Origin of the sequence: Serratia sp. CY82433 (assembly GCF_052166535.1) — a bacterium.
Taxonomy (GTDB): Bacteria; Pseudomonadota; Gammaproteobacteria; order Enterobacterales; family Enterobacteriaceae; genus Serratia; species Serratia sarumanii.
The window spans coordinates 235,230-253,253 of the sequence record NZ_JBJNOR010000004.1; the positions used below are offsets into that span (position 1 = coordinate 235,230).

The window sequence follows — 18,024 nt, forward strand, 5'->3', positions numbered from 1 at the left end:
TCTCCCTTTACCCGCCGGTTCTCCGCCGGCGGGTTTCGCAGCCAAGGGTTCAGAGTATGTCAGAGCAGCTCCTCTATTTTCTGCAGCAGATGTTCAACGGCTTAACGTTGGGCAGCACCTATGCATTGATCGCCATCGGTTACACCATGGTTTACGGCATCATCGGCATGATCAACTTCGCCCACGGCGAGGTGTACATGATCGGCAGCTATGTCTCCTTTATCGTTATCGCCGCCCTGATGATGCTCGGCATCGACGTCGGCTGGTTGCTGATCGGCGCCGCGTTTCTGGTCTCGATCGTCATCGCCAGCGCCTACGGCTGGAGCATCGAGCGGGTGGCCTACAAGCCGGTGCGCAACTCCAAGCGCCTGATTGCGCTGATCTCGGCCATCGGCATGTCGATATTCCTGCAAAACTACGTCAGCCTGACGCAGGGCTCACGCGATCTGGCGCTGCCCAGCCTGGTGACCGGCCAGTGGGTGCTGGGGGAAAGCAATGGCTTCGCCGCCACCATCAGCACCATGCAGCTGACCATCTGGCTCGTGACCTTCCTGGCGATGCTGGCGCTGACGCTGTTTATCCGCTATTCGCGCATGGGCCGCGCCTGCCGCGCCTGTGCGGAAGACCTGAAGATGGCCAGCCTGCTGGGCATCAACACTGACCGGGTGATCTCGCTGACCTTCATCATCGGGGCGGTGATGGCGGCGGTGGCCGGGGTGTTGCTCGGCCAGTTCTACGGCGTCATCAACCCCTACATCGGCTTTATGGCCGGCATGAAAGCCTTCACCGCCGCGGTTCTGGGCGGCATCGGCAGCATTCCCGGCGCGATGATCGGCGGCCTGGTGCTGGGCGTGGCGGAAGCGCTGACCTCCGCCTACCTGAGCACCGAATACAAAGACGTGGTGTCGTTCGCGTTGCTGATCGTGGTGCTGCTGATCATGCCGACCGGCATCCTCGGGCGTCCGGAGGTTGAGAAAGTATGAAACTCAATCTGCTCAATGCGCTGATCGCCACGGCGGTGCTGTTCGTGATGGCGTCGTTCCTGATGGGCATGCAGCTTAGCCTGGACGGCACCAAGCTGGTGGTGCACGGCGCGGCGGAAGTGCGCTGGATGTGGATCGGCATCGGCTGCGTCATCGTCTTTTTCTTCCAGCTGTTGCGCCCGCTGCTGCAGCAGGGATTGAAAAAAGTCTCCGGCCCGGCGTTCGTGCTGCCGAGCTTCGACGGCACCACGCCGCGGCAAAAGCTGCTGGCGGCTCTGCTCATCGTCGCGGCGGTCGCCTGGCCGTTCCTGGTATCGCGCGGCACGGTGGATATCGCCACCCTGACGCTGATCTACGTGATGCTGGGCCTCGGCCTCAATGTGGTGGTGGGCTTGTCCGGCTTGCTGGTGCTCGGCTACGGCGGTTTCTACGCCATCGGTGCCTACACCTACGCGCTGCTGAATCACTATTACGGCCTCGGCTTCTGGGAGAGCCTGCCGCTGGCGGGCATCGTCACCGCCGCCTTCGGCTTCCTGCTCGGTTTCCCGGTGCTGCGGCTGCGCGGCGACTATCTGGCGATCGTGACGCTCGGCTTCGGTGAGATCGTGCGCATCCTGCTGCTGAACAATACCGAGATCACCGGCGGGCCGAACGGCATCAGCCAGATCCCGAAACCGACCTTTTTCGGCCTGGAGTTCAACCGCAGCGTGCGCGACGGCGGTTGGGATACCTTCCATAACTTCTTCGGCCTGAAATACGATCCGAGCGATCGCATCATATTCCTGTATCTGGTGGCGCTGCTGCTGGTGGTGCTGACGCTGTTCGTCATCAACCGCCTGCTGCGCATGCCGCTGGGGCGCGCCTGGGAAGCGCTGCGCGAAGACGAGATCGCCTGCCGCTCGCTGGGCCTCAGCCCGACGCGCATCAAGCTGACCGCCTTTACCATCAGCGCCGCTTTCGCCGGGTTTGCCGGCACGCTGTTCGCCGCGCGCCAGGGCTTCGTCAGCCCGGAATCTTTCACCTTCGTCGAATCGGCCTTCGTGTTGGCGATCGTCGTACTGGGGGGCATGGGCTCGCAGTTCGCGGTCATTCTGGCGGCGATCCTGCTGGTGGTGTCGCGCGAACTGATGCGCGATCTGAATGAATACAGCATGTTGCTGCTGGGTGCGCTGATGGTGTTGATGATGATTTGGCGGCCGCAGGGGCTGCTGCCGATGAAACGGCCGCAGCTGAAGCTGCAGGCGGCGGACATTCAGGCGGGCAAGGGGGAGCAGGCATGAGCGTTCAACCTTTACTGCAGGTGGAAGGCCTGTCGATGCGTTTCGGCGGGCTGCTGGCGGTCAACAACGTGGCGTTGACGCTGAACGAAGGCGAAATCGTGTCGCTGATCGGCCCCAACGGCGCCGGTAAGACCACGGTGTTCAACTGCCTGACCGGTTTTTACCGCCCGACCGGCGGCACCATCAAATTGCGCGATCGCCACCTGGAAGGGCTGGCGGGGCAGGCCATCGCCCGCATGGGCGTGGTGCGCACCTTCCAGCACGTGCGGCTGTTCCGTGAAATGACGGTGATCGAGAACCTGCTGGTGGCGCAGCATCAGCACCTGAAAAGCGGCGTGTTTGCCGGGCTGTTGAAAACCCCGGCCTTCCGCCGCGCCGAAGCCGAGGCGCTGACGCACGCGGCGGAGTGGCTGGAGCGCGTCGGCCTGCTGGAGATGGCCAACCGTTCGGCGGGCAACCTGGCCTATGGGCAGCAGCGGCGGCTGGAGATCGCCCGCTGCATGGTGACCCGGCCGGAGCTGCTGATGCTGGACGAACCGGCCGCCGGCCTCAACCCGAAAGAGACCGACGAACTGGATCACCTGATCGTCGAGCTGCGCGATCGGCATAAGGTATCGGTGCTGCTGATCGAGCACGACATGAAGCTGGTGATGGGCATCTCCGACCGCATTTACGTGGTGAATCAGGGCACGCCGCTGGCGCAGGGCACACCGGCGGAGATCCGCAGCAACCCGGACGTGATCCGGGCTTATTTGGGCGAAGAATAATATGTTGTCATTCAATCAGGTATCCGCCCATTACGGCAAAATTCAGGCGCTGCATCAGGTCAGCCTCACGATAAGCCAGGGTGAAATCGTGACGTTAATCGGCGCCAACGGCGCCGGTAAAACCACGCTGCTCGGCACCCTGTGCGGTGAGCCGCGCGCCAGCGAAGGCAGCATCGTCTTTCAGGATCAGGACATCACCCAGTGGCAAACCTCGCGCATCATGCGCGAAGCGGTGGCGATCGTGCCGGAAGGGCGGCGCGTCTTCTCGCGCATGACGGTGGAAGAAAACCTGGCGATGGGCGGTTTCTTCGCCGATCGCCGGCAGTATCAACAGCGCATCGAACGGGTGTTCACTCTGTTCCCGCGCCTGCTGGAGCGCCGAAACCAGCGCGCCGGCACCATGTCCGGCGGCGAACAGCAGATGTTGGCCATCGGCCGCGCGCTGATGAGCCAGCCGAAGCTGCTGCTGCTCGACGAGCCCTCGCTCGGGCTGGCGCCGATCATCATCCAGCAGATCTTCGACATCATTCAGCAGCTGCGGGAAGAGGGCATGACCATCTTCCTGGTGGAGCAAAACGCCAATCAGGCGCTGAAATTGGCGGACCGCGGTTATGTGCTGGAAAACGGCCGCGTGGTGTTGGAAGATACGGGGGCTGCATTGTTAGCCAACGAAGCAGTGAGGTCGGCGTATCTGGGCGGTTAATCCGCCCCCCTACGAATTAAAATAATCAGGTACGAGAAGAAGAAATGAAGACAGAAGGGTTACTCGCGCAGCGCATCGTTAACGTAAAAAGTTCGGCCATCCGTGAATTGCTTAAACACAGCAAGATGGAACACGTCATTTCGCTGGCGGGCGGCATCCCCTCTGATGCGCTGTTCGATTTCGAAGGATTGAGCATCGCCACCCAGCAGGCGATCACCGAACAGCCGAAAAGCGCGTTCCAGTATGGCCTGACCGAGGGCAGCCCGCTGCTGCGTGAGCGCATTTGCGCGCTGTGCGCCGAGCGCGGCGTCACCGCGCGCGCGGAAGAGGTGATGGTTACCGCCGGCTCGCAGCAGGCATTGGATTTGGTGATGCGCGCCATCGTCAACCCCGGCGACGTGTTCGTGGTGGAGCGCCCGACCTACCTGGCGGCGCTGCAAACGCTGGAGCTGGCGGAAGCTAACATCATGTCGGTCTCGTCAGACAGCGACGGCATGGTGGTGGAAGAGCTGGCCGAGCTGCTGAAAACCCAGCGCATCAAGGGCGTGTACGTGGTGCCGAACTTCGGCAACCCCAGCGGCATCACCCTGAGCGCCGCGCGCCGCGAACTGCTGGTGAAGCTGGCCGCCGAACATAACTTCCTGATCATCGAAGACGATCCGTACGGCGAGCTGCGTTTCACCGAAGAGCGCCACCCGACGCTGCATCAGGTGTCGCAGCGGGTGCTGGGCAACACCGACCACATCATTTATACCTCGACCTTCTCCAAGATCCTGGCGCCGGGCCTGCGGTTGGGCTGGGCGATCCTGCCGCCGTTCCTGCTGCATAAAGTGGCGATCATCAAGCAGGCGGCGGATCTGCACGCCAGCGCGCTGTCGCAGAGCATCGTCGAATGCTACCTCGGCCTGGATCGCCTGCCGGCGCAGATCGACAAGATCCGCGCCGCCTACAAGCAAAAGGGCGAGATCCTGGCCGGTTTGGTGGAGCAGGAGCTGGGCGACTACATCACCTTCGATAAGCCGAAGGGCGGCATGTTCCTGTGGGCGCGTTTCCGCCAGCCGTTCAACGCCACCGAATGGCTGAATACCACGCTGCAGCAGGGCGTGGTGTTCGTGCCGGGGGAATACTTCTTCTCCGACAACCCGGATCGTTCGACCTTCCGCCTGTCGTTCGCCACCGCCACCGAGCAACAAATGCAGGAAGCGGTGGCGCGCCTGCGCCGTTCGCTGTAATCCTCGCGGCGGCGGAGCGCATGCCCGCCGCCGACATCAAACTGCCATCTTCACTTCACTCTCCTGTCACATGGCTGTCACTTTTTAGTTATTTTTCTGTCATCCGCGCATGGCATGTTAGCTTCCGAACAAAAAACTGATTCTTTTCGCTCACGCGCTTTTACACCAGCTTTTTTCAGGAGTTAGGCATGCTCACCTACGCTATTCGCAAAACCACGCTGTGCGTCGCATTGACCCTGGCGGTCAGCACTCAGGCGCTGGCGGCGACCGAGATCCCGTTCTGGCATTCGATGGAAGGCGAACTGGGTAAGGAAGTGGACTCCCTGGCGGATCGCTTCAACCAGTCGCACAGCGACGTCAAGATTGTGCCGGTTTACAAAGGCAACTACGAACAGAGCCTGGCGGCGGGCATCGCCGCTTACCGCTCCGGCAAGGCGCCGGCGATCCTGCAGGTTTACGAGGTGGGCACCGCCACCATGATGGCCAGCAAGGCCATCAAACCGGTCTACGAAGTGTTTAAAGAGGCCGGCATCAACTTCGACGAGTCGGTGTTCGTGCCGACGGTAGCCGGCTATTACACCGACAACAAGAGCGGCCATCTGCTGTCGCAGCCGTTCAACAGCTCCACGCCGGTGCTGTACTACAATAAAGACGCCTTCAAGAAGGCCGGCCTGAACCCGGATCAGCCGCCGAAAACCTGGCAGGAGCTGGCGGCGGATACCGCCAAACTGCGTGAGGCCGGCATGAAGTGCGGCTACGCCAGCGGCTGGCAGGGCTGGATCCAGTTGGAGAACTTCAGCGCCTGGCACGGCGTGCCGTTCGCCAGCGAAAACAACGGTTTCGGCGGCACCAACGCCAAGCTGGAGTTCAACAAGCCGCTGCAGGTCAAGCATATCGCGCTGCTCGAAGCGATGAACAAGAAGGGTGATTTCACCTACTTCGGCCGCAAAGACGAATCCACCGAGAAGTTTTATAACGGCGACTGCGCCATCACCACCGCGTCATCCGGTTCGCTGGCGGACATCAAGCACTACGCCAAATTCAACTACGGCGTCGGCATGATGCCGTACGACGCCGACGCGAAAAACGCGCCGCAGAACGCCATCATCGGCGGGGCCAGCCTGTGGGTGATGAACGGTAAAGACGCCGCTACCTACAAGGGCGTGGCCGAGTTCCTGCAGTACCTGGCGCAGCCGGAAATCGCCGCCGAATGGCACCAGAAGACCGGCTATCTGCCGATCACCACCGCGGCTTACGATCTGACCAAGCAGCAGGGCTTCTACGACAAGAACCCGGGGGCCGACGTCGCCACTCGCCAGATGCTGAACAAGCCGCCGTTGCCGTTCACCAAGGGCCTGCGCCTCGGCAACATGCCGCAGATCCGCAGCGTGGTGGATGAGGAGCTGGAAGGCGTATGGACCGGCAAGAAAACGCCTCAGCAGGCGTTGGACGCCGCCGTGCAGCGCGGTGATGTATTGCTGCGCCGTTTCGAAGCATCAACCAAGTAACCCTGCGTCGCGGGCCCGGCAGACCGGGCTCGCGTCTTCACGCCGATCCTTCCGTACCCGATTAATGGTTTAACTGCTATGTCATCTTCCCGTCCCGGTTTCGGCTGCAGCTGGTTGCCCTATGCGTTGGTGCTGCCGCAGTTGCTGATTACCGCCGTCTTCTTTTTATGGCCCGCCGGCGAGGCGCTGTGGTATTCGGTGCAGAGCCTCGATCCGTTCGGCCTGTCCAGCCAGTTTGTCGGGCTGGATAACTTTAAGCAGCTGTTTCAGGATCCTTACTACCTCGACTCGTTCTACACCACGCTGATCTTCAGCTTCCTGGTGGCGGGCATCGGGCTGGCGGTTTCGCTGTTCTTCGCCGCGCTGGTGGACTACGTGCTGCGCGGCAGCCGCCTCTATCGCACGCTGATGATCCTGCCCTATGCGGTGGCGCCGGCGGTGGCGGCGGTATTGTGGATCTTTCTGTTCAACCCCGGCCTGGGGTTGATCACCCATTTCCTCAACGGGCTGGGCTATAACTGGAACCATGCGCAAAACAGCGGCCAGGCGATGTTCCTGGTGGTGCTGGCCTCGGTATGGCAGCAGATAAGCTATAACTTCCTGTTTTTCCTCGCGGCGCTGCAGTCGATCCCGCGCTCGCTGGTGGAGGCGGCGGCCATCGACGGCGCCGGCCCGGTGCGGCGTTTCTTCCATCTGGTGCTGCCGCTGATCGCGCCGGTGAGCTTCTTCCTGCTGGTGGTCAATCTGGTGTACGCCTTCTTCGATACCTTCCCGGTGATCGACGCCGCCACCGGCGGCGGGCCGGTGCAGTCCACCACCACGTTGATCTACAAGATCTACCGCGAAGGCTTCGCCGGATTGGATCTCTCCAGCTCCGCCGCGCAGTCGGTGATCCTGATGCTGCTGGTGATCGGCCTGACGGTGATCCAGTTCCGCTTCGTTGAACGTAAGGTGCGCTATCAATGATTGAGAATCGACGCGGGCTGGATATCTTCAGCCATGTGATGCTGATTATCGGCGTGCTGGTGGTGCTGTTCCCGCTGTACGTGGCCTTTGTCGCCGCCACGCTGGACGACAAGCAGGTGTTTCAGGTGCCGATGACGCTGGTGCCCGGCGGCCACCTGTGGGAGAACATCCGCAATATCTGGCAGGGCGGCGTGGGCAACCTCAAGGTGCCGTTCTCGCTGCTGCTGCTGAACAGCGTGATCATGGCGCTGGCGATCACCTTCGGCAAGATCGCGGTGTCGGTGCTGTCGGCTTACGCCATCGTGTACTTCCGCTTTCCGCTGCGCAGCCTGTTCTTCTGGCTGATTTTCCTCACCCTGATGCTGCCGGTGGAGGTGCGTATCTTCCCGACGGTGGAGGTGATCTCCAACCTCAACCTGCTGGACAGCTACACCGGCCTGACGCTGCCGCTGATGGCCTCGGCCACCGCGACCTTCCTGCTGCGCCAGTTCTTCATGACGCTGCCGGATGAGCTGCTGGAGGCGGCGCGCATCGACGGCGCCGGGCCGATGCGTTTCTTCTGGGACATCGTGCTGCCGCTGTCGAAAACCAATCTGGCGGCGCTGTTCGTCATCACCTTTATCTACGGCTGGAACCAATACCTGTGGCCGATCCTGATCACCAGCGACGCCTCGATGGGCACCGCGGTGGCGGGCATCAAGAGCATGATCTCCACCTCCGGCGCGCCGACCCAGTGGAACCAGGTGATGGCGGCGATGATTCTGACTTTATTGCCACCGCTGGCGGTGGTGCTTCTGATGCAGCGCTGGTTTGTGCGCGGTCTGGTTGATAGCGAGAAATAACAACGATGGCAGGATTAAAACTACAGGCGGTCACCAAGTCTTACGACGGTAAAACGCCGGTGATCAAACAGATCGACCTCGACGTGGCGGACGGCGAATTCATCGTGATGGTCGGCCCGTCCGGCTGCGGCAAATCCACGCTGCTGCGGATGGTGGCCGGGCTGGAACGCACCACCAGCGGCGATATCTATATCGATACCCGACGCGTGACCGATCTGGAGCCCAAGGATCGTGGCATCGCGATGGTGTTCCAGAACTACGCGCTCTATCCGCACATGAGCGTGTACGACAACATGGCCTACGGCCTCAAGATCCGCGGTTTCGGCAAGGATCATATCCGCCAGCGGGTGGAAGAAGCGGCACGCATCCTGGAGCTGGAGCCGCTGCTCAAACGCAAACCGCGCGAGCTTTCCGGCGGCCAGCGCCAGCGCGTGGCGATGGGGCGCGCCATCGTGCGCGAACCGGCGGTATTCCTGTTCGATGAGCCGCTGTCCAACCTGGATGCCAAGCTGCGGGTGCAGATGCGCCTGGAGCTGCAACAGCTGCACCGCCGTCTGAAAACCACCAGCCTGTACGTGACCCACGATCAGGTGGAGGCGATGACGCTGGCGCAGCGGGTCATCGTGATGAACAAGGGCGTGGCGGAGCAGATCGGCACCCCGAGCGAAGTGTACCAACGGCCGGCTTCGCTGTTCGTCGCCGGCTTTATCGGATCGCCGGCGATGAACCTGCTGCCAGGCACCCTGAGCGCCGACGGCGGCCAGCTGCTGCTGGCGGACGGCATGGCGCTGCCGTTGCCGGTGGCCAAACCGCAGTGGGCGGGGCGGCCGTTGACGTTGGGCATTCGGCCGGAGCATATTCAGTTGGTGGCGCAAGGCCAGGGTGTGCCGCTGCAGCTGCAGACGCTGGAGCTGCTGGGGGCCGATAATCTGGCTCACGGCCAGTGGGGCGGCCACGGGGTGATCGTGCGGCTATCGCATGAAACCTTGCCGGCGGCGGGCAGTACGCTATATTTGCAGCTGCCTGCTCAGGCGCTGCACTTCTTTGACACCGACAGCGGATTACGGATGGATTGATGACCAGACACTGGCCTTACCCTCATATCGTCGCCCACCGCGGCGGCGGTTCTCTGGCGCCGGAAAACACCCTGGCGGCGATCGACGTCGGCGCGCGCCACGGCCACAAGATGATCGAGTTCGACGCCAAGCTGGCGCAGGACGGGCAAATTTTCCTGCTGCACGACGACACACTGGATCGCACCAGCAACGGCTGGGGCGTGGCGGGCGAGCTGCCGTGGGACAAACTGGTGCAGCTGGACGCCGGCAACTGGTACAGCTCGGCCTTCAAGGGCGAGCGGCTGCCGCTGCTGTCGGAGGTGGCGGAACGCTGCCAGGAACACGGCCTGATGGCCAATATCGAGATCAAACCGACCACCGGCAGCGACGATGAAACCGGCCGGGTGGTGGCGCTGGCGGCGCGGCTGCTGTGGCAAGGGCAGACCGATCCGCTGCTTTCTTCCTTCTCGGTGGACGCGCTGGCGGCGGCGCAGCGCACCGTGCCGGATTTGCCGCGCGGCCTGCTGCTGGAGGACTGGGACGACAACTGGCGCGAGCTGACCGAACGTCTGGATTGCGTCTCGCTGCATATCGATCATAAAGCGCTGACCGCCGAGCGGGTAAAAGCGTTGAAAGACGCCGGGCTGCGCATTCTGGTGTATACCGTCAACCAACCGGATCGCGCGCGCCTGCTGCTCGACTGGGGCGTTGACTGCATTTGCACCGACCGGATAGATTTGATCGGCCCGGATTTTTAATCCGGCGCCGATGAATCCCGCGACGACAAGCCTTGCCGCCGCACCACCGGAAGGAATGCGATGCCTGGCTTTATGATGTCACTGTGGCACCAGATCGTGCTGTCTTTACCGCTGTTTGTGCTGATCGCGTTGGGTTATGGGCTGATTCGCTGGGGGAAATGGCCTGCCGGCATCACCGATGGCCTGACGCGCTTCGTGTTTTCCCTCACCTTGCCCGCCATGCTGTTTCGCATGATGTGCGACTTCTCGCAGCGCCCGGCGGTCGACGCCCGGCTGCTGATCGCGTTTTTCGGCAGTTGCCTGATCGTGTTCGTGCTCGGCCGTCTCGTCGCCCGGCACCTCTTTCGGCTGGATGGCGTCGCCGGATCGGTGTTTGCGCTGGGCGGCATTTTCTCCAATAACGTGATGCTCGGCTTGCCGATCGCCAGCGTGATGCTGGGGGAGGCGGCGATCCCGTCGGTGGCGCTGGTGCTGGTGTTCAACGGCCTGATCCTGTGGACGCTGGTGACGGTGTCGATCGAATGGGCGCGCAACGGTTCGCCGACGCTGAGCGGTTTCGTTAAAACTGCGCGCAGCGTGCTGACCAATCCGCTGATCGTCGGCATTCTGTCCGGCACCCTGTTCAGCCTGACCGGCCTGCCGCTGCCGGCCTTCGTCGATCGGCCGATCAGCATGCTCGGCCAGGTGGCGGCGCCGCTGTCGCTGGTGGTGCTGGGCATGGGGCTGGCGGAGTACCGCATCGGCGAAGGCTGGCGGCTGAGCAGCGCCATCTGCGTGCTGAAATTGCTGGTGCAGCCATTAGTGATTTGGCTGCTGGCCTGGATGATGGATCTGCCGCCGATGGAGACCCGGGTTGTGGTGCTGCTGGGCTCGATGGCGGTGGGGGTGAACGTCTACCTGATGTCGCGCCAGTTCAATACGCTCACCGGCCCGGCCGCCACCAGCCTGGTGATGTCCACCGTGCTGGCGGCGATCACTACGCCGCTGATCCTCACCGTTATGGGCGTGCGGGCGTAGCCGGCATCGGCGCCTGCGGCACCGCCGGCGCGGTGCGATTGAACGGATCGCGCGGCTGGTTGCCGTTGGGCAGCAGCTGCCCGCCGTTCGGCGTGGTTTGCAACAGCTGCTGCCGTTGATTGTCGAACTGCCGTTGCTGCTGCAGGCGGCGTTGATCCATCTGCCGATTGTTCAACAGGCGCTGTTGCTGAGCCTGTTGGCTGTTTTGGTTGAGCAACTGCTGCTGTGAGCGCAGGTCGGTTACGCCGTTGGCCGCCGCAGCCAGGCCGGGCAGCCACAGCAGAACAAACAGGATGTGAGAAGTTTTCATGATGGTTACCTCGCCTTTTTATTAAGCCTAACCCAACGGTGAAATTTTGCCGGTAGTTTGTATTTTGTTCAGATGTAAACCGCCTTTTCGCCAACGCGGCGCGCATCTTCCGTTACAATCGCCCTTTCGGTCTTTTTAGGGTGAACCCATCGTGCTGCTTTTGGTTATAACCACCATCCTGTGGGCGTTTTCTTTCAGCCTGATTGGCGAGTACCTGGCGGGCCAGGTCGACAGCGGGTTCTCGGCGCTGGTGCGCATCGGGCTGGCGGCGTTGGTGTTCCTGCCGTTTCTGCGCTGGCGCAATATCAAGCCCAGGGTGATCCTGCTGTATATGCTGGTGGGCGCCTTCCAACTGGGCATCATGTACCTGTTCAGCTTCCGCGCCTATCTCTACCTGACGGTGCCCGAATTCCTGCTGTTCACCGTGCTGACGCCGCTGTACATCACCTTGATCTACGATTTGCTGAGCGGCCGGCGTCTGCGGTGGGGCTACGTATTCAGCGCGCTGCTGGCGGTGCTGGGCGCGGCGATCATCCGCTATCACCAGCTGAGCGAACACTTTTGGTGGGGGCTGCTGTTGGTGCAGGCGGCGAATATCAGCTTCGCCATCGGCATGGTCGGCTATAAGCGCCTGATGGAAGTGCACCCCTTGCCGCAGCACACCGCATTTTCCTGGTTCTACCTGGGGGCGGCGGTGGTGGCGGTGGTGGCCTGGTTCCTGTGGGGCAATCCGCAGCAGCTGCCGACCACCAATCTGCAGTGGGGCGTGTTGATCTGGCTGGGCGTGGTGGCGTCGGGGCTGGGCTACTTTATGTGGAACTATGGTGCGACGCAGGTGGATGCCGGCACGCTCGGCATCATGAACAACATGCATGTGCCGGCCGGTTTGTTGGTCAACCTGGCCATCTGGCAACAGCAGCCGCATTGGCCGAGCTTTATCATTGGCGGGGCGGTGATCGTCGCTTCGCTGTGGGTGCATCGCCGCTGGGTGGCGCCGAAACGGCTCGGCTAAGCGGGCGGGCCACCCGGCACGTTTATACGTCGGCCGTCAACGCTTTGGCGCCGGCAGCGCCAGGGCGTGCCGCGTCGCGCACAAACGGCAGATGATCGCAGGCGTGCTGGCGGGCCGAGCGGATAAAGGCTTCGGTCACCGCCTGGCGCTGTTCGCCGTCGCGCACGGCGGCGTACAAGCGGCTCCACAGGCCGTCACCCAGGGTTTTGGTCACTATCAGCCCCTGTTGTTCGAAACTTTCCACCACCCAGTGCGGCAGCGCCGCAATCCCCATCCGCGCCGATACCATCTGGATCAGCAGCAGCGTGTTATCGACGTTCTTCAACGCCGGGCTAACGCCCGCTGGCTGCAGAAAATGCCGCCAGATATCCAGCCGCTGGCGCTGCACCGGGTAAATCAACAGCGTTTCGTCACTCAAGTCTGCCGGCTCGATGTGCGGCCTGCCGGCCAGCGGATGATCCGGCGCCAGCACCAGGCGTACCTCGAAATCGAACATCGGTGAATAGTGCAGGCCGCTGCGCGGCAGAATATCCGACGTCATGACCAGATCCAGCTCGCCCTGTTGCAAGGCCGGCTGCGGATCGAAAGTCACGCCGGAAGTAAAGTCCATCACCACCTGCGGGAAACGCCGGCGGAAGTTGTCCAGCGCCGGCGTCAGCCACTGAATGCAGCTGTGGCATTCGATGGCGATGCGCAGCGTGGTCTGGTGCGGTTCGTGGCAGGCCTGCAGCGCCTGTTGGATCTGCGGCAGCACCTGTTCTGCCAGCTGCAGCAGGATCTCGCCCTGGGCGGTGAAGCGCAGCGGCTGGCTCTTGCGCACGAACAGCTTGAAGCCCAGACGTTGCTCAAGATCGCTGAACTGGTGCGACAGGGCAGACTGCGTCTGATGAAGTTGGGCCGCCGCCCCCGCCAACGAACCGCTGTTGCGCAGGGCCTGCAGCGTCCGTAAATGTTTCAGTTCGATCATGAGAGTCCTTCACATTGACAGTGAATAAATTGCGCTTGTGGTTAATACAGTACCTGCTGATTATGGATGTGTAAACATCTGGACGGCTAAATGGGGAATATGACGATGGCAATTTTGAATCACACACTGGGTTTTCCTCGCGTTGGGCTACGACGTGAGCTGAAAAAAGCTCAGGAAAGCTACTGGGCCGGCAACTCAACGCAGGAAGAGCTGTTGGCGGTTGGCCGCGAGCTGCGCGCTCGTCATTGGCAACAGCAACAGCAGGCCGGGGTGGATTTGGTGCCGGTCGGCGATTTCGCCTGGTACGATCATGTGTTGACCACCAGCCTGCTGCTGGGCAACGTGCCGGCGCGCCATCAGAATGCGGATGGCACGATCGATCTGGACACGCTGTTTCGCATCGGCCGTGGCCGCGCACCGACCGGCGAGCCGGCGGCCGCGGCGGAAATGACCAAATGGTTCAACACCAACTATCACTACATGGTGCCCGAATTCCAGCAAGGCCAGCAGTTCAAGCTGGGCTGGACTCAGCTGCTGGACGAAGTGGACGAAGCGCTGGCGCTCGGCCATCGCATCAAGCCGGTGCTGCTGGGCCCGGTGACCTATCTGTGGCTGGGTAAGGTGAAGGGCGAGCCGTTCGACCGCCTGTCGCTGCTGAAAGACATCCTGCCGGTTTACCAACAGGTGCTGGCCGAGCTGGCGAAACGCGGCGTCGAGTGGGTGCAAATTGATGAGCCTGCGCTGGTGCTGGAACTGCCGCAAGCCTGGCTGGATGCGTTCAAACCGGCTTACGACGCGCTGCAGGGGCAGGTGAAGCTGCTGCTGACCACGTATTTTGACAGCGTCGGCCACAACCTCGATACCGTCCGCACGCTGCCGGTGCAGGGGCTGCACGTCGATCTGGTTGCCGGCCATGACGATATCGCCGCGCTGAGCGCCGCATTGCCGCAAGACTGGCTGCTGTCGCTGGGGGTAATCAACGGGCGCAACGTCTGGCGCGCCGATCTGAGCCGCTGGTTCGAACGTCTGCAGCCGCTGGTGGGCAGCCGTCCGCTGTGGATCGGCAGCTCCTGTTCACTGCTGCACAGCCCGATCGATCTGAGCGTGGAAAGCCGTCTGGACGAAGAAGTGAAAAGCTGGTTCGCCTTCGCCCTGCAAAAATGCGCCGAGCTGGCGCTGTTGAGCTCGGCGCTGAACGCGCCTGACGCGACGAAACGGGCCGAACTGGACGCCTACAGCGCGCCGATCCGCGCCCGCCGTCAGTCGAGCCGCGTGCACAACCCACAGGTCGAGCGCCGCCTGGCGGCGATCACCGCGCAGGACAGCGAACGCCACAGCGCTTACGCCGAACGCGCCAGGGCGCAGCGCGAACGTTTCAACCTGCCGGCCTGGCCGACCACCACCATCGGTTCGTTCCCGCAGACCACCGAGATCCGCGGCCTGCGTCTGGACTTCAAACAGGGCCGTTTGGACGGCAACAACTACCGCACCAGCATCGGTGAGCACATCAAACAGGCGATCGTCGAGCAGGAGCGCCTCGGGCTGGACGTGCTGGTGCACGGTGAAGCCGAGCGCAACGACATGGTGGAATATTTCGGCGAGAACCTCGACGGCTTCGTGTTTACCCAGAATGGCTGGGTGCAGAGTTACGGCTCCCGCTGCGTGAAGCCGCCGGTGATCATCGGTGACGTCAGCCGCCCGGAAGCCATCACCGTCGAATGGGCCAAATTCGCCCAGTCGCTGACCGACAAGCCGGTGAAAGGCATGTTGACCGGGCCGGTGACCATCCTGTGCTGGTCATTCCCGCGTGAAGACGTGACCCGCGAAGTGATTGCCAAGCAGATTGCGCTGGCGCTGCGCGATGAGGTGGAAGATCTGGAAAAAGCCGGCATCGGCATCATCCAGATCGACGAACCCGCGCTGCGCGAAGGGCTGCCGCTGCGCCAATCCGACTGGGCGGCGTACCTGAACTGGGCGGTGGACGCCTTCAAGCTGAACGCCGCCGTGGCGCGGGACGACACCCAGATCCACACCCACATGTGTTACTGCGAGTTCAACGACATCATGGACTCCATCGCCGCGCTGGACGCCGACGTGATCACCATCGAGACCTCGCGTTCCGATATGGATCTGCTGGAAGCCTTCAAAGAGTTCGAATACCCGAACGAAATCGGGCCGGGCGTCTACGATATCCACTCGCCGAACGTGCCGAGCGTGGAATGGATTGAAGCGCTGCTGCGTAAAGCGGCGCAGAACATCCCGGCGGAACGCCTGTGGGTTAACCCGGATTGCGGCCTGAAAACCCGCGGCTGGCCGGAAACCCGACAGTCGCTGGCCAACATGGTATTGGCGGCACAGCGCCTGCGCGAGCACGCGTGATGCCGTGCGGCGGATAAACCGCCGCTTATAGATTTACTGGTGTGATGATTGGGCGCTTCGGCGCCCTTTTTTATGCGCGGGAAATTATTTGACGCCGTGCTGGGCGAACCATGCCAGCATGCGTTGCCAGCCGTCTTGCGCCGCTTCGGCGTTGTAGCTGGGGCGATAGTCGGCGTTGAACGCATGCCCGACTTCGGGATACACCACAATTTCGGCCTCGGCGTTGGCGGCGCGGATCGCCTGACGCATGGTTTCCACCGTCTCCAGCGGGATGCCGCTGTCCTGCCCGCCATACAGCCCCAGCACCGGCGCCGACAGGTGGGTGGCGACGTCGACCGGCTGCTTCGGTGAATTCAGCGTTTTCTCGCCGACCAGTTTGCCGTACCAGGCGACCGCCGCCTTCAACTGCGGGTTATGCGCCGCGTACAGCCAGGTGATGCGGCCACCCCAGCAAAAACCGGTGATCGCCAGCTTGCCGGCGTCGCCGCCGTGGCGGATAGCCCAGTGTGCGGCGTGATCCAGATCCGACAGCACCTGACGATCCGGCACCTTGGTGACCAACTGCTGGAACAGCTCGCCGATATCGGTGTAGTCGTTGGCGTCGCCCTGGCGGAAATAGAGCTCGGGCGCGATCGCCAGATAGCCCTGCTTGGCCAGGCGGCGGCACAGATCCTGAATATGTTCATGGACGCCGAAGATTTCCTGCACCACCAGCACGATGGGGAAAGGGCCGCTCTGGTCGGCGGGTTTGGCGACGTAGGCCGGCAGCGCGTCGCCCTGAGAAGGAATGGTCGTTTGCCCGGCGTGAATGCCCTGTTCGTCGGTGATAATCGCGGAGGCGGCCAACGGCGCGGCGGCCGGGGCGAATCCCCCCTGAGCCTGTTCTAATGTCATCACATGTTCGGTTTTCATTGCGGTCTCCGTGCAATAGAAAAAAGCGCTGAGATTAACTATAGGAAAGATTACCCATTATTGGCGCTGCGTGGCGCACTTTCGGACAAGTTGATAAAAAACGGCTAATTATCTGGCTTTGCGGCATTTTTAAGCGCTTTTTATCATGTTATTACGCGTTTTGCCCCGCGTAAGTGCCATAAGGTGCGTTAGAGGGCTTTTTTGTCCCTAAGCAACCGATAAGATGGGGTTATTTGGGATTGATCAGCTAAATAGTTTCAGCCGGCAACCAACGGGCAGAGGGCGGCAAGATTTGTCGGCTAGACTGAGGTATAGCGGTGCGCTCTGGGGGCGTTACAGTGCTTTTTTGTGATAAAAATCACAAAAAATATGTAGCATGTAATTTGTTTCTCTTTTCATAGTGACTATCGTCACGAAATTAAGCGGCGATTTTCAGTAGAGTGCTTTTTTGTTCCTCCCAATAAACATGATCCATGAGGAGTCTCGTATGTCTCAGTCTGACGTTTTTCATCTCGGCCTCACCAAGAACGATTTACAAGGGGCCCAGCTTGCCATCGTGCCGGGCGATCCGCAGCGCGTAGAGAAGATTGCCAAGCTGATGGAAAATCCGGTGCATCTGGCCTCCCATCGTGAATTCACTACCTGGCGCGCGGAGCTGGACGGCAAGGCGGTGATCGTCTGCTCTACCGGTATCGGCGGCCCGTCTACCTCTATTGCGGTGGAAGAGCTGGCGCAGCTGGGCATTCGCACTTTCCTGCGCATCGGCACCACCGGCGCCATTCAGGCGAACATCAACGTCGGTGACGTGCTGGTCACCACGGCGGCGGTACGCCTCGACGGCGCCAGCCTGCACTTTGCGCCGATGGAGTTCCCGGCAGTCGCTGACTTCGCCTGCACCACCGCGCTGGTGGAAGCGGCCAAGGCCAGCGGCGCTACCACGCACATCGGCGTGACCGCCTCCTCCGATACCTTCTATCCGGGCCAGGAGCGTTACGACACTTACTCCGGCCGCGTGGTCAGCCGCTTCAAAGGCTCGATGGAAGAGTGGCAGGCGATGGGCGTGATGAACTATGAAATGGAATCCGCCACGCTGTTGACTATGTGCGCCAGCCAAGGCCTGCGTGCCGGCATGGTGGCTGGGGTGATCGTCAACCGCACCCAGCAAGAGATCCCGAACGCCGAGACCATGAAAAACACCGAAAGCAAAGCGGTGCAGATCGTGGTGGACGCCGCCCGCCGCCTGCTGTAATCGCCTTTCCCCCAGCGGGCCGCTGACGCGGCCCGTTTTTCCATTCGCGGCGAATCTGTTACGGTGATACTCCTCAGCGCTGCG

17 protein-coding genes are annotated in these 18,024 nt (G+C 61.9%); 14 read left to right on the plus strand and 3 right to left on the minus strand.

The genetic code is table 11. The annotated features are described in order from the left end of the window. Positions 1-56: 56 nt before the first annotated feature. The 11 genes from livH to ACJ8PI_RS19540 all read left to right on the plus strand — a co-directional run bounded on the left by livH (position 57) and on the right by ACJ8PI_RS19540 (position 11,111). Positions 57-983: a high-affinity branched-chain amino acid ABC transporter permease LivH gene (livH, locus tag ACJ8PI_RS19490; protein ID WP_164134577.1), complete on the plus strand. Its 927-nt coding sequence runs from the start codon at positions 57-59 to the stop codon at positions 981-983. Then, positions 980-2,263, plus strand: a complete 1,284-nt coding sequence (locus ACJ8PI_RS19495; RefSeq protein ID WP_033649658.1) for a high-affinity branched-chain amino acid ABC transporter permease LivM — start codon at positions 980-982, stop codon at positions 2,261-2,263. The genes livH and ACJ8PI_RS19495 overlap by 4 nt, the downstream gene beginning before the upstream one ends. Next, on the plus strand, positions 2,260-3,030 hold the full coding sequence (gene livG / locus ACJ8PI_RS19500) for a high-affinity branched-chain amino acid ABC transporter ATP-binding protein LivG (RefSeq protein ID WP_043148327.1): 771 nt from the start codon (positions 2,260-2,262) through the stop codon (positions 3,028-3,030). The genes ACJ8PI_RS19495 and livG overlap by 4 nt, the downstream gene beginning before the upstream one ends. A 1-nt stretch (position 3,031) precedes the next feature. Beyond that, positions 3,032-3,733 (plus strand): high-affinity branched-chain amino acid ABC transporter ATP-binding protein LivF, encoded by a 702-nt coding sequence (gene livF, locus ACJ8PI_RS19505; protein ID WP_033636687.1) that lies wholly within the window; start codon positions 3,032-3,034, stop codon positions 3,731-3,733. Positions 3,734-3,777: 44 nt separating this feature from the next. After that, a complete protein-coding gene (locus tag ACJ8PI_RS19510; protein ID WP_004934394.1) occupies positions 3,778-4,965 on the plus strand; it encodes an aminotransferase-like domain-containing protein in 1,188 nt (395 codons plus the stop codon). Between the two features lie 188 nt (positions 4,966-5,153). After that, entirely contained in the window at positions 5,154-6,473 is a 1,320-nt protein-coding gene (gene ugpB / locus ACJ8PI_RS19515; protein ID WP_033636688.1) for a sn-glycerol-3-phosphate ABC transporter substrate-binding protein UgpB, read from the plus strand. A gap of 78 nt (positions 6,474-6,551) precedes the next feature. After that, positions 6,552-7,439, plus strand: a complete 888-nt coding sequence (gene ugpA / locus ACJ8PI_RS19520) for a sn-glycerol-3-phosphate ABC transporter permease UgpA (RefSeq protein WP_015376293.1) — start codon at positions 6,552-6,554, stop codon at positions 7,437-7,439. Then, positions 7,436-8,281, plus strand: a complete 846-nt coding sequence (ugpE, locus tag ACJ8PI_RS19525) for a sn-glycerol-3-phosphate ABC transporter permease UgpE (protein ID WP_019455301.1) — start codon at positions 7,436-7,438, stop codon at positions 8,279-8,281. The genes ugpA and ugpE overlap by 4 nt, the downstream gene beginning before the upstream one ends. 5 nt (positions 8,282-8,286) lie before the next feature. After that, positions 8,287-9,357, plus strand: coding sequence for a sn-glycerol-3-phosphate import ATP-binding protein UgpC (locus ACJ8PI_RS19530; RefSeq protein WP_033649662.1), 1,071 nt, complete (start codon positions 8,287-8,289; stop codon positions 9,355-9,357). Beyond that, positions 9,357-10,094 carry a glycerophosphodiester phosphodiesterase gene (gene ugpQ, locus ACJ8PI_RS19535; protein ID WP_033649663.1) on the plus strand — a complete coding sequence of 246 codons (738 nt, stop codon included), beginning with the start codon at positions 9,357-9,359 and terminating at the stop codon, positions 10,092-10,094. Before ACJ8PI_RS19530 ends, ugpQ begins: the two co-directional genes overlap by 1 nt. Before the next feature lie 60 nt (positions 10,095-10,154). Next, a complete protein-coding gene (locus ACJ8PI_RS19540; protein WP_060437046.1) occupies positions 10,155-11,111 on the plus strand; it encodes an AEC family transporter in 957 nt (318 codons plus the stop codon). Here the strand turns inward: ACJ8PI_RS19540 and ACJ8PI_RS19545 are convergent. Further along, a complete protein-coding gene (locus ACJ8PI_RS19545) occupies positions 11,092-11,421 on the minus strand; it encodes a hypothetical protein (protein WP_033649665.1) in 330 nt (109 codons plus the stop codon). The two genes, ACJ8PI_RS19540 and ACJ8PI_RS19545, sit on opposite strands and share 20 nt — an antisense overlap. A gap of 151 nt (positions 11,422-11,572) precedes the next feature. Between ACJ8PI_RS19545 and ACJ8PI_RS19550 the strand changes: the two genes are divergently transcribed. Beyond that, positions 11,573-12,433, plus strand: coding sequence for a carboxylate/amino acid/amine transporter (locus tag ACJ8PI_RS19550; RefSeq protein ID WP_033649666.1), 861 nt, complete (start codon positions 11,573-11,575; stop codon positions 12,431-12,433). Positions 12,434-12,455: 22 nt separating this feature from the next. Here ACJ8PI_RS19550 and metR read toward each other — a convergent pair whose 3' ends face one another. Continuing rightward, entirely contained in the window at positions 12,456-13,400 is a 945-nt protein-coding gene (gene metR / locus ACJ8PI_RS19555; protein WP_164134578.1) for an HTH-type transcriptional regulator MetR, read from the minus strand. A 90-nt stretch (positions 13,401-13,490) separates the two neighbouring features. On the opposite strand from metR, the gene metE reads away from it, so the two are divergent. Beyond that, on the plus strand, positions 13,491-15,779 hold the full coding sequence (gene metE, locus ACJ8PI_RS19560; RefSeq protein WP_164134579.1) for a 5-methyltetrahydropteroyltriglutamate--homocysteine S-methyltransferase: 2,289 nt from the start codon (positions 13,491-13,493) through the stop codon (positions 15,777-15,779). Between the two features lie 84 nt (positions 15,780-15,863). Here the strand turns inward: metE and ACJ8PI_RS19565 are convergent, their stop codons facing one another. Continuing rightward, positions 15,864-16,691: a dienelactone hydrolase family protein gene (locus ACJ8PI_RS19565; RefSeq protein ID WP_038874174.1), complete on the minus strand. Its 828-nt coding sequence runs from the start codon at positions 16,689-16,691 to the stop codon at positions 15,864-15,866. Between the two features lie 487 nt (positions 16,692-17,178). Here ACJ8PI_RS19565 and udp point away from each other — a divergent pair, with 487 nt between their 5' ends. Further along, entirely contained in the window at positions 17,179-17,940 is a 762-nt protein-coding gene (gene udp / locus ACJ8PI_RS19570; RefSeq protein ID WP_004934432.1) for a uridine phosphorylase, read from the plus strand. The last annotated feature ends 84 nt before the right edge of the window (positions 17,941-18,024 follow it).

Bases quoted from the DNA above. Each gene is read 5' to 3' on its own strand.
- livH (WP_164134577.1), top strand. From the start codon at position 57: ATGTCAGAGCAGCTCCTCTATTTTCTGCAGCAGATGTTCAACGGCTTA.
- ACJ8PI_RS19495 (WP_033649658.1), top strand. From the start codon at position 980: ATGAAACTCAATCTGCTCAATGCGCTGATCGCCACGGCGGTGCTGTTC.
- livG (WP_043148327.1), top strand. From the start codon at position 2,260: ATGAGCGTTCAACCTTTACTGCAGGTGGAAGGCCTGTCGATGCGTTTC.
- livF (WP_033636687.1), top strand. From the start codon at position 3,032: ATGTTGTCATTCAATCAGGTATCCGCCCATTACGGCAAAATTCAGGCG.
- ACJ8PI_RS19510 (WP_004934394.1), top strand. From the start codon at position 3,778: ATGAAGACAGAAGGGTTACTCGCGCAGCGCATCGTTAACGTAAAAAGT.
- ugpB (WP_033636688.1), top strand. From the start codon at position 5,154: ATGCTCACCTACGCTATTCGCAAAACCACGCTGTGCGTCGCATTGACC.
- ugpA (WP_015376293.1), top strand. From the start codon at position 6,552: ATGTCATCTTCCCGTCCCGGTTTCGGCTGCAGCTGGTTGCCCTATGCG.
- ugpE (WP_019455301.1), top strand. From the start codon at position 7,436: ATGATTGAGAATCGACGCGGGCTGGATATCTTCAGCCATGTGATGCTG.
- ACJ8PI_RS19530 (WP_033649662.1), top strand. From the start codon at position 8,287: ATGGCAGGATTAAAACTACAGGCGGTCACCAAGTCTTACGACGGTAAA.
- ugpQ (WP_033649663.1), top strand. From the start codon at position 9,357: ATGACCAGACACTGGCCTTACCCTCATATCGTCGCCCACCGCGGCGGC.
- ACJ8PI_RS19540 (WP_060437046.1), top strand. From the start codon at position 10,155: ATGCCTGGCTTTATGATGTCACTGTGGCACCAGATCGTGCTGTCTTTA.
- ACJ8PI_RS19545 (WP_033649665.1), bottom strand. From the start codon at position 11,421: ATGAAAACTTCTCACATCCTGTTTGTTCTGCTGTGGCTGCCCGGCCTG.
- metR (WP_164134578.1), bottom strand. From the start codon at position 13,400: ATGATCGAACTGAAACATTTACGGACGCTGCAGGCCCTGCGCAACAGC.
- metE (WP_164134579.1), top strand. From the start codon at position 13,491: ATGGGGAATATGACGATGGCAATTTTGAATCACACACTGGGTTTTCCT.
- ACJ8PI_RS19565 (WP_038874174.1), bottom strand. From the start codon at position 16,691: ATGAAAACCGAACATGTGATGACATTAGAACAGGCTCAGGGGGGATTC.
- udp (WP_004934432.1), top strand. From the start codon at position 17,179: ATGTCTCAGTCTGACGTTTTTCATCTCGGCCTCACCAAGAACGATTTA.